We start from the raw sequence: 13,541 nt of genomic DNA, 5'->3' as shown, positions 1-13,541 counted from the left end.
TTCCCTTCTCATGTGAGCGCTAACAACCGAACCCGGCTGCCGGCGCCTTCCTGCCTCGGGGGCCTGCGCGGTCCCGTCGGGCCGTGCCCGTCTCGCGTACCGGCGACCGCGGGGCGCCAGGAGGCGGGCCGCCACCTCGCCTCCTCGGCCGCGACCGAGGGGAGACGGCCCCGGACCGATCCCGCGACCGCTCCTTTCCTGGCTTGGCCACGACTGTGAACGTTAACAAGCACATCCGTCAAGGGCCCTCCACATCACGGTCACGTCACGCCGGACACCCCTTGACTCCAGGGGTGCTCCCTCCCTAACGTGACGCCGATCACCTTTGTTAGCGGTCACTTCGACTGGTAGCGCTAACAACCCCCTCGTCCGAGGAGCCCCCCATGAAACGAACCGTCCCGGCGCCGGGAAGCCCGCGGCCTCCCGGCCCGCCGCCGTCCGTCCTCAGACCGGTACGACGCGGTGGTGGGTGGTGATCCGGCCGTCGTCGTCCAGCACGTGGAAGACGAGCCCCGGCGGGAGTTCGTAGTCGGCGCAGTCGGCCAGCGTGGTCGCGCCCTCCCACGGCAGCCGCAGCGTGGACACCACGCCGGGCGCGGCGAGCAGCGGGCGGCCGGCGAAGGTGGTGGCCGCCGCGGTGTGGGCGTGGCCGACCAGCACGGCCGTCACGTGCGGGTGCCCGGCCAGCAGGCCGGCGAGGCGTTCCGGGGTCCGGAGCATGATCGTGTCGACCGGCGAGTGCAGCGTCGCGGGCGGGTGGTGGAAGGCCACGAACACCGGCAGGCCGCGTTCCGCGCCGAGCACGCCGTCGAGCCAGGCCAGCGTCTCGTCGTCCAGGTGGCCCTCGGGCCGGCCCGGGACTGAGGAGTCGCACAACACGTAGACGGCCCCGCCGGTGCGGTGGACCCGGTTGACCGGCCCGGACGCGGCCGGCTCGGCGAGCAGCACCCGCCGGAACTCCTCCCGGACGTCGTGGTTGCCGGGGCACACGAGGACCGGGTGGCGCGAGGTCAGCAGCTTGCGCGCCTGCTCGTACTCCTCGGGCAGACCGTGGTCGGCGATGTCGCCGGTGACGAGCACCGCGTCGAGGTCGTACGGGAGGGCGTCCAGATAGCGCATGACGGCGTCGGCGCGCTCGACCGACCGCTCCGAGCCGCCGAGGTGGATGTCGCTGAGATGGGCGATCACGAGCATGGGCAGAACTTCCTTTCGAGGTACGCCCTCGACGGTAGCCGCCCACCGGCCCACCCGTAAGATCCGGTTTTATGGCGAAACATTGGGCCAGTTCCGGAGTTGACCTGCATCTGGAGCTCGATCCCGCACTCGGGCGGCGGCGGGCCGTCGAGGACGCGCTGCGCGCCGCCGTCCGCGACGGGCGGCTGCCGACCGGCACCCGCCTGCCCTCGACCAGGGTGCTCGCGGCCGGGCTCGGCCTCGCCCGCGGCACGGTGACCGCCGCCTACGACCAGCTCGCCGAGGAGGGCTACCTCACCACCCGCCCGGGTTCGGGCACCGAGGTCGCCGACGCCCTCCCGCCCGCCCCCGCGCCGATCGGCTCCCCTTCCGTCGCCGGGCCGGCGCAGCCGGTGCACGACCTTCGTCCCGGGCAGCCGGACCTGTCGGCCTTCCCCGCGCGCGCCTGGCTGCGGGCCACCCGCCACGTGCTCGCCGCGGCCCCCGCCGACGTCTTCGGCCCCTGCGACCCCCGGGGCCGGATCGAACTGCGCACCGCGCTGGCCGGCTACCTCGGCAGGACCCGCGGCGTGCGCACCACCCCCGACCGGATCGTCGTCACCACGGGCTTCGTCCAGTCGCTCAACCTGCTGGCGGGCGTGCTCGGCGCGGGCCCGATCGCCATGGAGGACCCGGGCCACGACTTCTACCGCGAGGTCCTGCGCCGCGCCGGCCGCACGATCGTCCCCCTCCCGGTGGACGAGCAGGGCGCCCGGACCGGCGACCTCACGTCCGGGGTGGCGGCCGCCGTGCTGACCCCGGCGCACCAGTACCCGACCGGCGTCCCGCTGGCCCCGGCGCGCCGCCGCCTGCTGCGCGAGTGGGGCGGCCCGGTCATCGAGGACGACTACGACGGCGAGTTCCGCTACGACCGCCGTCCCGTGGGCGCCCTCCAGGGCACGGCCCCCGACCAGGTCGTCTACTGCGGCACCACGTCCGAGTCGCTCTCCCCGGCGCTGCGCCTGGGCTGGATGGCGCTCCCGCCCGCCCTGGTGGGCCCGGTCGCCGAGGCCAAGCTGCACGCCGACGCCCACACCGGGGTGCTGGGCCAGCTCGTCCTGGCCCGGCTGATCGACGTCCACGACTACGACCGGCACGTCCGCGCCGCGCGGCTGCGCTACCGCCGCCGCCGCGACCTGCTGCTGTCGCGGCTCGGCCCGGGACCGGACGCCCCGCTGCCCGGCGCGCGCCTGCCCGGCGTGGCCGCCGGCCTGCGCGCCCTGCTGCTGCTCCCGCCGTCCGGGCCGGCCGAGTCCGCCGTGCTGGCGGCCTGCGAACGGCGCGGCATCGCCCTGCGCGGCCTGAGCCCGCTGCGCCAGACGCCCGGCCCCGGCGGCCTGCTGATCGGGTACGCCGCCCCCTCCGAACGCGCCTTCCCCGCCGCCCTGGACGCCCTGGCCGACGCTCTGACCTGGGCATCCGCCGAGGGAAGCGCCTCCAGCGCCGAGAACCCCGATATTTTCGGCCTTCCGGGGTAGTTGACCGGCTCTCACCGACCTCGACGGAGGAGTCCGATGAGCTGGAGCTACCGCAAGACGATCAAGCTGGGCCCGGTCCGGCTGAACCTGTCCCGCGGCGGCGTTGGACACAGCTGGGGCAACCGGCTGTTCAGGGTGACGCGTACCGCCGACGGCCGCCGTACGCTGTCGGTCAATCTGCCCGGCGGCTTCCACTGGCGCAAGACGCTCAGTGGGCGCTGACCCCCCGCCGGAACGACGGGCCGGAGGCGCGCGGCCTCCGGCCCGTTCCCGTCTTCCCGGGACGCCGCCCGGATGATGATCTGTAGGCATGAACGCCCATATGACCCCCGAGGAGTTCCGCCGCCACGGCAGGCAGGTCGTCGACTGGATCGCGGACTACATGGCGGGCATCGAGTCCCGTCCGGTGATGTCACGGGCCGAGCCGGGGGACGTCCGCCGCGCGTTGCCCGCCGAGCCGCCCGAGCACGGCGAGCCGTTCGAGGCCGTCCTGGACGACCTGAACACCATCCTGCTGCCCGGCATCACCCACTGGCAGCACCCCTACTTCTTCGCCTACTACCCCTCCAACTCCAGCGGCCCCGCCATCCTCGGCGACCTGCTCTCCAGCGGCCTCGGCGTGCAGGGCATGTTGTGGGTCACCAGCCCCGCCTGCACCGAGCTGGAGACCGTGGTGGTGGACTGGCTGGCGAGCCTGCTCGGCCTGCCCGCGCACTTCAGGACCGACGCGCGCGGCGGCGGCGTGATCCAGGACTCGGCGTCGAGCGCCTGCCTGGTGGCGCTGCTCGCCGCCCTGCACCGGGCGAGCGGCGGCCGGGTCACGCGCACGGGCGTCGCCGAGCGGTACACGATCTACGTCTCGTCGCAGACGCACTCCTCGCTGGAGAAGGCCGCCCGCGTCGCCGGCCTCGGCTCCGACGGCGTCCGGGTGGTGGACGTGCACCCCCGTACGCTGGCCATGGACCCGGGACGGCTGCACGAGCTGATCGCGGCCGACAAGGCCGCCGGCGCGGTCCCCGCGATGGTCTGCGCCACCGTCGGCACCACCTCCTCGGCCGCCGTCGACCCGGTGCCGGAGATCGGCGAGGTGTGCCGCGAGCACGACGTGTGGCTGCACGTGGACGCCGCCTACGCCGGGGTCGCCGCCGTCTGCCCCGAGTTCCGCGGGCTCAACGACGGCGTGGCGGAGTACGCCGACACCTACTCCACCAACCCGCACAAGTGGCTGCTGACCAACTTCGACTGCACCGTCCTGTGGACGGCCGACCGCGCCCCCTTGCTCGGCGCGCTGTCGATCCTGCCGGAGTACCTGCGCAACGCCGCGACCACGGCCGGCTCGGTGGTCGACTACCGCGACTGGCAGATCCCGCTGGGCCGCCGGTTCAGAGCGTTGAAACTGTGGTCGGTGATCCGCTGGTACGGCGCCGAGGGCCTGCGCGCCCACATCCGCAAGGGCGTCTCCCTGGCCCAGCACCTGGCCGCCCTGATCGCCGCCGACCCCGCCTTCGAGCTGCACGAGCCGCACCCGCTCGGCCTGGTCTGCTTCCGCCCCCGCTGGCCCGGCCTGCCGCCCGCCGACGCCGACGCCGCCACGCTGCGCCTGATGGAGACCCTGAACGCCGGCGGCTCCCTCTACCTGACGCACACCGCGATCGGCGGCCGGATCGTGCTCCGCATGGCCGTCGGCGGCCCCGCCACAGAACTCCGCCACGTCGAACGGGCCTGGGCCGACATCCGCCAGGGCCGCGCCGCCCTGGCCGGGGAGACCGACCGCGACGACTAGATCGGCAGCCCCGCCTGGGCGGCCAGCGTGCCGAGGACCCTGGCGAGCACGGCCCGGTCCCGCGGGCCGAGCCCGCCGGTCAGCTCGGCGTCGAGCTCCAGCGTCACCTCCAGGCACCGGCCGAGCAGCGCGCGCCCCTCGGCGGTGAGGTCGAGGAGCTGACGCCGCCGGTCGCCGGGGTCGCGCACCCGGGAGATCGCGCCGAGCCGTTCGAGGTGGTCGGCCAGCGTCACCACCAGGCTCGGCGCGACGCCCATGGTCTTGGCGACGTCGAGCTGCGAGGCCGCGCCGCGCGCCTCCAGCAGGGTCATCAGCCCGACGTGCTTGGGCTTGAGGTCGAGCGGGACGAGCGCGGCCGTGAACCGCTCGGTCAGGATCGCCCCGAGCGTCCCGATCCTGAAGGCCATCGTCCCCGCCACCGACACCGGCTTGACTTCGTCCACGTGCACGATGGTAGCGTCGATACATCATTCAGAGCATGAATGATTCGACGGCCCGTCGCATCCGCTGCGCGACCGCTCAGGGGCGGCGGTTCAGGCCGTGCTCGTAGGCCCAGATGACGGCCTGGACCCGGTCGCGCAGCCCGAGTTTGGCCAGGATGCGACTGACATGGGTCTTGACGGTGCCCTCGGACAGGAACAGCGCGCCGGCGATCTCGGCGTTCGTCTCGCCCCAGGCGATGTGCCGCAACACCTCCCGCTCCCGTTCGGTCAGCGGGTCGGGCCCGGCGTCCGGCAGGTGCGGCGCGACGTGGTCGAGCAGGCGGCGGGTGGTCGAGGGGGCGATCACCGCGTCCCCCCGGTGGACGGTCCGCACCGCGGCCAGCAGCTCCTCGGCGGGGGCGTCCTTGAGCAGGAACCCCGACGCGCCGGCCCGCAGCGCGGCGAAGGCGTACTCGTCCAGGTCGAAGGTGGTCAGGACGATCACCTTGGGCGCGCCGGGGGTCGTCAGCAGCCGCCGGGTCGCCTCGACGCCGTCCATGCGCGGCATGCGGACGTCCATGAGCACCACGTCCGCCGTCACCGCGCGCAGTCCGGCCAGCGCCTCCACCCCGTCGCCGGCCTCCCCCACCACGCGCATGTCGTCCTGGGCGTCGATCACCATCACCGTGCCGGTACGCACCAGCCGCTGGTCGTCGACGACGTACACGCCGATGGTCATGCCGGGTACGGAAGGCGGGCCTCGACGACGAACCCGCCTTCCTCCTCCGTCCGGACGTCCAGGGTCCCGCCCAGCGCGGTCACCCGCTCGCGCATGCCCGTCAGCCCGTTCCCCGGCCCGTCACCGCACGTCGCGGCGGAGGCGGTGCCGCCCGCGTCGCCGCCCGTGTCGCCGGCGGTGATGCGCAGGGCGTCGTCCGTCCACTCCAGCCGGAGGGTGCTGCGCGCGCCCGCGCCCGCGTGCTTGAGCGTGTTCGTCAGTGCCTCCTGCACCACGCGGTAGGCGACGAGATCGGCCCCCGGCCCGAGGGGACGCGGCGTGCCGCGGACGATCTCCTCGACGGGCAGCCCGGCGTCCCTGGTCCGCGCCACCAGGTCCGGCAGGCCGGTCAGTCCGGGCGGCGGCCCGTCCCCGGGCGTGGCGCGCAGCGCGCCGACGGCGGCCCGCATGTCGGTGAGGGCCGCGCGGCCCGTCTCCTCGATCGTGGCCAGGATCTCGGCCGCCCGCGCGGGCGCGAACCGGCCGCCCCTGGCCTGGGCGACGATGACGGCCAGCGCGTGGGCGACCACGTCGTGCATCTCCCTGGCGATCCTGGCCCGTTCCTCGGCGGTGGCCCGCGCCGCGGCCTCGCCGGCCCGCTCCCGCAGCAGGTCGAGGTGGGCGAGCTGGGTCCGCCGGTACAGTCCGAGCCCCCACGCCGCGACCACCACCGCGGCCAGCAACGCCAGCAGCAGCCACGGGTCGGGCCCGAGCCCGGCCGCCGCGACGCTGGAGTCGGTCGCGAACCTGGCCGCCGCCGCCCCCGCTCCCGCCAGGCCGACCACCAGCGGCGGATGCCGCCGGGCGTGGGCGGCGCAGGAGTAGACCGCGAGCGGGAACAGCGCCGACGACGGCAGCACGAGGAACAACCCAGTCACCGCGACCTGGACGGCGAAGGCCGCGGCGACCACGAGGAACGCCCACGTCCGCCGCCGGTACGCCACGGCCGCGTGCGCCGCCAGGCAGGCCCCCGCCAGCAGGACCGCCCGCACGCCGGGCGCCGACAACACCGCCACCGTCAGGGAGAGCGGGAACAGTGTCACCCCGGCGACCAGGGCCAGGAGCACGTCGGCGCGGCGGGGCGTCATCGTGCCGTCGTGCGCTGGTAGGAGAGGGTGGCCCCGGCGACCGCGAGTCCGAACAGCAGCCAGCTCCCGTACACGACCGCGACCGCCGCCACCGTGGCCGGCTCGGACAGCGGCACGGGCCCCTGGGTGAGGCCGAGAAGCTGGGAGAAGGTGCCGAGAACGGACATGGCTCCCATAGTGGTCAACATGGCGGCGCCCGTCCAACCGCCGGCCAGCACCAGCCGCCGCGGCAGCGACCGTCCCCACCTCTGCACGAGGGCCAGCGAGCCGACCGCGCCGATGACCAGCATGATCGTCTCGCCGTACGGGAAGCCCTCGCCGTAGTCCGCGGGGCGCAGCAGGGTGCCGCCCGCCGACCAGTAGAGCTTGGCGAGGGGGTAGACGAACCCGAGGGCGAACGCGGCGTACCCGAGCCAGGGCCCGCTGGGCACCCTGATCCGCGGCAGCAGCAGCGCGCCCAGCAGCGCGCAGCCCGCCAGGCTGAGCCCGCGCAGCGCCATCCCGGGCCAGTCGACCTGCGCGAACTCCCCGGCGGGGATGCCGGTGAGCGCGAAGAAGGCGCGGAAGACGTCGAGCACGAGCCCGCCCGCCGACCACAGCAGCAGCAGGGCGGGCAGCAGCCCCGCCGGGTGCGGCCGCACCACGAAGACCGCCCCCACCCCGGCGGCCAGCACGGTCACCCAGTGCGGCGCGAACCCCATGGTGTACGGCAGCCCCGGCAGCGGCGCGAGCGCGAGCGCCACGACGAGTGCGAGGACGGAGAGCGCCGAGATCTGCAGTCGTTGAAGTCGCATGCCCCCGACGATCGCGGCTCCGGCCCGCCGCCCGCGTCTCCCCCAGGTCCGGACAAGAGGTGACCTGAGAGGTATTGACACGGCCTGGCGGAGGCATGAAAAAGGTGACGCCCTGACGGACGCCACCTTTTTCTTCTGTGGAGCTATGGGGATTCGAACCCCAGACCTCCTCCATGCCATGGAGGCGCGCTACCAACTGCGCCATAGCCCCTTGCGATCACCAAGTGTATCGGACTTCCGGACCCCTCGCGTCACGCCGGATCCCGCGCCCCGGCGGGCCGGAGGAGCTCTCCGGCCCGCCCCGAACGGCGTGGCGTCAGGCGGCGCGGCGGGACGGGATGCCCGCCTCCCTGACCAGCGCGGCCACGTCGACCCCGGCCTCGCGGAGCAGGCGGCCGGCGCCGTTCGCGCCGTCGGCGAGCAGGCCCCACAGCAGCCGTTCGCCGGTGACCGGCCCCGGCTTCCACATCGCCACCTCGATCACCTTCCTGGCATGCATGGCCAGCGGGATCGTGCCCAGCGGCCCGTCCAGGGCGACGCGCAGCGGGCGCAGCCGGGACCGGCGCAGGGCCCACTGGTCGGGCGCGTCCGTCCCGGCTCGGGTGCGGCGGTGCACCTCGTCGAGGTCGATGCCGAGGGTGGCCAGCAGCGCACGCGCGTCGCCCAGGTCGACGCGGGCGCGCAGGCCGGCATCGGAGGCGGTGAACGACGACAGCGAGAACGGCCGCACCTCGGCCACGCCCAGCAGCAGGAGATCGGCGTCGAGCGTGGCGCGGGGGGCGTCGAGCGCGAGGATCCCGGCCCGGACCACCGCCCGGCGGGCGCCTTCCGTGAACCTGTCGAACACCTGCTACCTCCCCGTTCTGCGGGCGTGCTTGCGATGGGCGGACTGCCGCCGGACCCCGAGCGCGCCGGCGATCTGCTCCCACGACCACCCCGCCGCGCGGGCGTTGCTGACGTGGACGGCCTCCAGCTCCTCCAGCAGGGCCCTGAGCGCGGCCACCGCCGCGAGGCCCGTTCCGGGGTCGCGGTCGGCTGCCGCCCCGGCCAGTTCGGTGACGTCCATGGTGTCAGCATGTGCTGACAGAGGGCCGCTTGTCAACACATGCTGACGCCTCAGAGCCGTTCGGCCAGGTCGGCGAGGACGGGCAGGGCGGCGGCGAGGAGTTCGCGCTCGTCGGGGGTGAGGGAGTCGACGGCCGCGGCCAGGCGTTCGGTGATCACCTCTTCGCGGCTGACGAGCGCGGCGCGGCCGGAGCCGGTGATGGCGGTGATCACCCGCCGCCGGTCGGCCGGGTCGGGCTCGCGGGCCACCATGCCGCGCTGGTGGAGGCCGCCCAGGACGGTGCCGATCGCCTGGGCGGTGATGCGTTCCAGGTGCGCGAGCTGGGCCGAGGTGTGCGGCCCGTCCCGGTCGAGGCGGGAGAGCACGGCGAGCTCGGTGAACGACACGTCGTCGCCCGAGGCGTTGGTGTAAAGCTGCCGGATGCGGCGGGCGAGCCGCCCGACCGAGATCCGCAGTTCCTTGGCGAGCACAAAACCAAGCCTAGCTTTATCAATCCAGCTTTGGTAGTTTCCCGGCACTATGTGCTACGACAACGACGCCGCACCACCGCGCCCGCAACCGCCGATCACCGGCACCCGCTCCGCCGACCTCCGCCTGACCTCCGCCGACGGCGCGTCGTTCGCCGCCCACGAGTCCCGTCCCGACCGGGTGAGCGGGCCCGGCGTCGTGATCCTCCCCGACGTCCGCGGCCTGCACGGCTTCTACAAGCAGCTCACCGTACGGCTGGCCGAGCAGGGCCATCCGGCGCTCGCCCTCGACTACTACGGCAGGACCGCCACCGACGACGACCGGGGCGAGTCGTTCCAGGTCATGGCCCACATCCCCAAGCTGACCAGGGAGAACATCCAGGCCGACCTCCAGGCCGCGACCGAGCACCTGGGACGTCCGGCGGTGGCGCTCGGCTTCTGCATGGGCGGCCGGAACGCGTTCTTCGCCTCGGCGCCCAGGTTCGGGTTCGCCGGCGTGATCGGGTTCTACGGCGCGCCGGGGATCGCCGGCCCGTACGGCCCCGGCCCCGCCCAGCACGCCGCCGAGCTGGGCGCGCCGATCCTCGGCCTGTTCGGCGGGGCCGACGAGGGCATCCCGGCCGAGCAGGTGGCCGAGTTCGGGGCCGCGCTGACCGGGGCCGGGGTGGAGCACGAGATCGTCGTCTACCCGGGCGCCCCGCACGGCTTCTTCGACGAGGCCCACGGCGAGCACGAGGCGATCTGCGCGGACGCCTGGCGCCGGGTCCTCGCCTTCCTGGCCGCGAGAGCCTGACACGGGCCCCGCATCAAGGGTCCCCGTAGTAGGGGCCCGCTAGCCGCAGGTGGTGCGCATCGTGAAGGCGGCTTCCTCCAGGGTGAACGCGACCTCGACCGTGCCGAGCTCGGCCGTGTCGCGCACGTGCGTGCCGCCGCACGGGATCGACGCCTCGCCCTCGGGCAGCGAGCAGTGCCAGGTGCGCAACGCGGTCAGACCGGACCCCGGAACGTCGAGCCGGACCGGCGCCCGGGCCGCCACCCATGTGCCGAGCTGCTCGTTCACCCGCCGGGCCAGCTCGGTCAGGTCCAGGTCGTCGGCGGAGAAGCCCTTCTTGCGCAGCGACTTGCCGAGGCGGTATTCGTCCACGCTGCCGTGCGGCACGATGCGCGAGGAGGTGATCGCCGTCTGGTCGAAGTCGGGGTGGCCGAGCCGGTCCAGCCGCACCTCCTTGCGCCACCTGTCCGCCAGCGCCGCGTTGAGCGCCAGCGCGGCCAGGTGGCAGGCGGTGTGGCCGGCCGAGAGCGCCGCCCGGTATCCGGCGTCCACCTCCAGGTCCACCTCGGCGCCGACGGGCAGCGGGGTGTCGGTGACGTGGACGACCAGCCACTCCCAGCCCTCCGCGCCCCGCCGGACCGGGATGGACTCGCCGACGAAGATCTCACCGTCGTTCGACTGGGCCCCTGTCACGCAGTCGAGGACCGGCAGCTCGCCGATCGTCCCCCGGTCTGCGGGCTGGTCGGGCCAGGTGTGGTCGAGGGGATGGAACGGCGTCTCGGCGGTGACGAGGCCGTGCCGGTCCCCCACCGGCACGGCCCCGACAATCGGGGAACGGCCGCTGACCCGGCCGTTGGGGAAGGTGACGACAGTGGATCTCACCTGGTCATTGTGGCAGGGCGGCGCTCGTCCTCCAGATAACGGTCGCGGCCGGCGTACAGGCCGGTGAGAAGCTGGACGGCGATCACGCCGAAGATCAGCACGTACGTCAGCGACCAGCCGCCGGTCATCTGGTAGATCACCCCGACCAGCAGCGGGCCGGCGCCGGCGATGAGATATCCGGCGCTCTGCCCGAAGGCCGACAGCGCGGCCGTGCTCTCCGGCGTACGGGTGCGCAGCCCCAGCATCACCAGCGCCAGCGGGAACGACCCCATGCCGACCGCCACGAACACCACCCAGACCATGGCGGTCGAGGAGGGCGCGAACCACAGCCCGAGGAAGCCGATCGTGTAGAACACGACCAGCCCCACGACGACCGGCCGCTGGTCGCGGAAGCGCGCGGCGATCGTCGGCACGAGGATCGAGACCGGGATGTTCAGGGCGGTGAACACGCCGAGCATGATCCCGGCCTGCGAGGAGGTGTATCCCCCGTCGGTCAGGATCGTGGCCAGCCATCCGAACATGATGTAGGCGATCATCGACTGGGTGCCGAAGTAGATCGCCACCATCCAGGCGAGCCTGCTCCTGAGCAGGGTCGAGATGCCCGCGTCCCGGCTGCCCGTGTCCCGCTCCGGCTCACTGCGCAGCAGCGCAAGCCACGGAATGGCGGCCACGGCGGCCAGGGCCGCCCACACGCCGAGCGCGATGTGCCAGTCCCCCGACGCGCGCTCGATCGGCACGGTCGCGGCGGCGGCCAGCATGGTGCCCGCCGCCAGGGCCGTGGTGTAGACGGTGGTCATGATCCCGGTGCGCCCGGGGAAGTGACGCTTGATCAGCGTCGGGATGAGCACGTTGCCGACGGCGCCGCCGGACAGCGCGACCGCGCTGCTCAGCAGGAACACCGGGGCCGACCCGACCAGCGACCTGACCAGCATGCCCGAGCCGAGGGTGACCAGGGCCAGCAGCAGCAGCCGGTGCTCGCCGATCCGGCGGGCCAGGGTGGGGGTGACCGCGCCGACGCCGGCGAAGGCCAGCACGGGCAGCGTGGTGAGCAGACCGGTGCCGACGCTGCTCATGCCGAGCGCCCCGGCGAGCTGGTCGAGCAGCGGCCCGACGCTGGTGACGGCCGTGCGCAGGTTCAGCGCCGCCAGAACGATGCCCAGCACGAGAAGCCAGGCCAAGGGGGCGGTTCTGCCTGTTCTGCCACGGGCCTCTTGGGCTAGCACGCTCATGCTGGTCAGGTCCTCCACTCATCAAATCATGGGACGAATCACCACCTTAACAGGACCGAAATGTCCCTTTATTCCTGGACATGAGAAAGCCCCCGGGGCGGGGGCTGAGATTCTCGGGGAGATCCCGTCCTACAGGACCGGGCTCGGGCCCTCCGGGGGCTGGTTACGCGGGGGAACGGGGCCGGGGGGCGGCAGGGTGCCGCTCGGCGGGTAGTCGCCGCCGCCGACGGTGCCGGGCGGGACCGGCGCGCCGCTGTCGCCGTAGGTGGAGCCGTGCTCGTGCTGGTGCTGGTGAGCGCCGGGGACGTCGCCGCGCCAGCCGCCCGTCTCGCCGCCGCGCGACTCGATGAACGACTTGAACCGCTCCATGTCGTTCCTGATGCGCAGCCGGACGATCTGCAGCGCGTCGCCGACGGTCTCGACGACGCCCTCCGGGTCGTACTCCATCTGGAGGGTGACCTTGGTGGTGTCGGCGTCGATGCGGTGGAAGGTGACGACGCCCGCGTGGTGCGGCGAGTCCGTGCCGCGCCAGGCGACGCGTTCGTCGGGGTGCTGCTCGGTGATCTCGGCCTGGAACTCGCGGCGGACCCCGGCGATCTCGACCACCCACTCGGTGAGCGTGTCGGAGATCTGCTTGACGGACTCCACGCCCTCCATGAACTCGGGGAAGCTCTCGAACTGGGTCCACTGGTTGTAGGCCACGCGGATCGGGACGTTGACGTCTACTGAGTGCTCGATCGTGCTCATGGGGTCTGTCCCTGCCCGCGCACGCCCGGCGTTAACGCCTGCGCAGCAGCCAGTAGAGCCCCACGAAGGGCAGCACGAGCGGGATGAACAGGTAACCCTTGCCGTACGCCGACCACACCGTGGCGTCGGGGAAGGCCGCCGGGTCGGCCACGCTCGCGGTGCCGATCAGCAGCACCCCGGCCAGCTCGATGACGAGCGCGCCGAGCGCGAGCCGGCGGGCGCCGCGCACGAGGGCGACGGTGAGCACGACGTAGACCAGCGCGGCGAACGCCGACAGGGCGTAGGCCAGCGGCGCCTCGCCGAACCTGGTGGCGATCTGCACCGCCGCCCGCGCCCCGGCCGCCAGCGAGAACAGCCCGTAGACGGCGACCAGCGCGCGCCCGGGGCCGGCGCCGATCGGGGCGCTCACGCCACGCCCTGCCAGATCTGCAGCAGCCGCGCGTTCATCACCGCGATCGCGAACCCGGCCACGACCAGGATCGCCGTGCCCCACCGGCTGCGCTCGGCCAGCGCGAGGAACACCCCGGCGGGCGGGATGAGCACCTGACCGCCGATGTACCCGAACAGCGTGGCCTTCTCCGGCGGCCCCTCGCCGCCGCTCACCGCCGCGATCACGAACCCGGCCTGCACCAGGATCGCCACCTCCAGCACGGCGAAGCCGACCAGCAGGACCATGCCCATGGGCCGGTCGCGGACGGCGACGACCAGGCTCGCCAGCATGAGCAGCAGTGAGCCGACGATGACGATCGTGGCGACGGTGGTGTTCATCGCGACACAGGTTAGCGCCCGTGCGGGTCGCCCT

17 protein-coding genes and 1 tRNA gene are annotated in these 13,541 nt (G+C 73.6%); 4 read left to right on the top strand and 14 right to left on the bottom strand.

Annotation, left to right across the window (positions count from 1 at the left end; translation table 11 throughout):
* Positions 1 to 444: 444 nt before the first annotated feature.
* Positions 445 to 1,194, bottom strand: a complete 750-nt coding sequence (locus tag ACIBK9_RS35930) for a metallophosphoesterase (protein WP_387663441.1) — start codon at positions 1,192 to 1,194, stop codon at positions 445 to 447.
* Between the two features lie 71 nt (positions 1,195 to 1,265).
* Between ACIBK9_RS35930 and ACIBK9_RS35925 the strand changes: the two genes are divergently transcribed.
* The 3 genes from ACIBK9_RS35925 (at position 1,266) to ACIBK9_RS35915 (ending at position 4,494) form a co-directional block, all read left to right on the top strand.
* Positions 1,266 to 2,711, top strand: coding sequence for a PLP-dependent aminotransferase family protein (locus tag ACIBK9_RS35925; protein WP_397163138.1), 1,446 nt, complete (start codon positions 1,266 to 1,268; stop codon positions 2,709 to 2,711).
* Between the two features lie 36 nt (positions 2,712 to 2,747).
* Entirely contained in the window at positions 2,748 to 2,933 is a 186-nt protein-coding gene (locus tag ACIBK9_RS35920) for a DUF4236 domain-containing protein (protein ID WP_352326433.1), read from the top strand.
* Positions 2,934 to 3,021: 88 nt separating this feature from the next.
* A complete protein-coding gene (locus ACIBK9_RS35915; RefSeq protein ID WP_397163136.1) occupies positions 3,022 to 4,494 on the top strand; it encodes a pyridoxal-dependent decarboxylase in 1,473 nt (490 codons plus the stop codon).
* On the opposite strand, the gene ACIBK9_RS35910 is transcribed toward ACIBK9_RS35915, so the two are convergent.
* The 8 genes from ACIBK9_RS35910 to ACIBK9_RS35875 form a co-directional block, all read right to left on the bottom strand.
* Positions 4,491 to 4,937, bottom strand: a complete 447-nt coding sequence (locus ACIBK9_RS35910) for a MarR family winged helix-turn-helix transcriptional regulator (protein ID WP_387663435.1) — start codon at positions 4,935 to 4,937, stop codon at positions 4,491 to 4,493. The genes ACIBK9_RS35915 and ACIBK9_RS35910 overlap by 4 nt on opposite strands.
* Positions 4,938 to 5,013: 76 nt before the next feature.
* Positions 5,014 to 5,655, bottom strand: coding sequence for a response regulator (locus tag ACIBK9_RS35905; RefSeq protein ID WP_397163134.1), 642 nt, complete (start codon positions 5,653 to 5,655; stop codon positions 5,014 to 5,016).
* The gene (locus tag ACIBK9_RS35900) at positions 5,652 to 6,782 is read right to left on the bottom strand and encodes a sensor histidine kinase (RefSeq protein ID WP_397163132.1); all 1,131 of its coding nucleotides are present in this window, start codon (positions 6,780 to 6,782) and stop codon (positions 5,652 to 5,654) included. Before ACIBK9_RS35900 ends, ACIBK9_RS35905 begins: the two co-directional genes overlap by 4 nt.
* Positions 6,779 to 7,576, bottom strand: a complete 798-nt coding sequence (locus tag ACIBK9_RS35895) for a hypothetical protein (RefSeq protein WP_397163131.1) — start codon at positions 7,574 to 7,576, stop codon at positions 6,779 to 6,781. The genes ACIBK9_RS35900 and ACIBK9_RS35895 overlap by 4 nt, the downstream gene beginning before the upstream one ends.
* A 138-nt stretch (positions 7,577 to 7,714) precedes the next feature.
* Positions 7,715 to 7,787 (bottom strand) — tRNA-Ala (locus tag ACIBK9_RS35890).
* A gap of 105 nt (positions 7,788 to 7,892) precedes the next feature.
* Positions 7,893 to 8,423: a Clp protease N-terminal domain-containing protein gene (locus tag ACIBK9_RS35885; protein WP_397163129.1), complete on the bottom strand. Its 531-nt coding sequence runs from the start codon at positions 8,421 to 8,423 to the stop codon at positions 7,893 to 7,895.
* A gap of 3 nt (positions 8,424 to 8,426) precedes the next feature.
* Positions 8,427 to 8,642, bottom strand: a complete 216-nt coding sequence (locus tag ACIBK9_RS35880) for a hypothetical protein (RefSeq protein ID WP_352357954.1) — start codon at positions 8,640 to 8,642, stop codon at positions 8,427 to 8,429.
* A gap of 50 nt (positions 8,643 to 8,692) precedes the next feature.
* The gene (locus ACIBK9_RS35875) at positions 8,693 to 9,112 is read right to left on the bottom strand and encodes a MarR family winged helix-turn-helix transcriptional regulator (protein ID WP_397163127.1); all 420 of its coding nucleotides are present in this window, start codon (positions 9,110 to 9,112) and stop codon (positions 8,693 to 8,695) included.
* Between the two features lie 49 nt (positions 9,113 to 9,161).
* Between ACIBK9_RS35875 and ACIBK9_RS35870 the strand changes: the two genes are divergently transcribed.
* Positions 9,162 to 9,902 (top strand): dienelactone hydrolase family protein, encoded by a 741-nt coding sequence (locus ACIBK9_RS35870; protein WP_397163125.1) that lies wholly within the window; start codon positions 9,162 to 9,164, stop codon positions 9,900 to 9,902.
* 39 nt (positions 9,903 to 9,941) lie between these two features.
* Here ACIBK9_RS35870 and ACIBK9_RS35865 read toward each other — a convergent pair whose 3' ends face one another.
* The 5 genes from ACIBK9_RS35865 to ACIBK9_RS35845 form a co-directional block, all read right to left on the bottom strand.
* Positions 9,942 to 10,763, bottom strand: coding sequence for a metal-dependent hydrolase (locus tag ACIBK9_RS35865; RefSeq protein WP_397163124.1), 822 nt, complete (start codon positions 10,761 to 10,763; stop codon positions 9,942 to 9,944).
* Complete coding sequence (locus ACIBK9_RS35860; protein WP_352328545.1) at positions 10,760 to 11,941, bottom strand: MFS transporter; 1,182 nt, start codon at positions 11,939 to 11,941, stop codon at positions 10,760 to 10,762. The genes ACIBK9_RS35865 and ACIBK9_RS35860 overlap by 4 nt, the downstream gene beginning before the upstream one ends.
* A gap of 180 nt (positions 11,942 to 12,121) precedes the next feature.
* Positions 12,122 to 12,739 (bottom strand): SRPBCC family protein, encoded by a 618-nt coding sequence (locus ACIBK9_RS35855; RefSeq protein ID WP_357984730.1) that lies wholly within the window; start codon positions 12,737 to 12,739, stop codon positions 12,122 to 12,124.
* Between the two features lie 31 nt (positions 12,740 to 12,770).
* Positions 12,771 to 13,148, bottom strand: a complete 378-nt coding sequence (locus ACIBK9_RS35850; protein ID WP_397163121.1) for a hypothetical protein — start codon at positions 13,146 to 13,148, stop codon at positions 12,771 to 12,773.
* Positions 13,145 to 13,507, bottom strand: a complete 363-nt coding sequence (locus tag ACIBK9_RS35845; protein ID WP_358284006.1) for a hypothetical protein — start codon at positions 13,505 to 13,507, stop codon at positions 13,145 to 13,147. Before ACIBK9_RS35845 ends, ACIBK9_RS35850 begins: the two co-directional genes overlap by 4 nt.
* Positions 13,508 to 13,541: the final 34 nt, after the last annotated feature.

The organism is Nonomuraea sp. NPDC050227 (assembly GCF_044459705.1).
GTDB lineage: Bacteria > Actinomycetota > Actinomycetes > Streptosporangiales > Streptosporangiaceae > Nonomuraea.
Note: the sequence above shows the minus strand (reverse complement) of the source record. Positions and strands in the feature narration are given on the sequence as shown.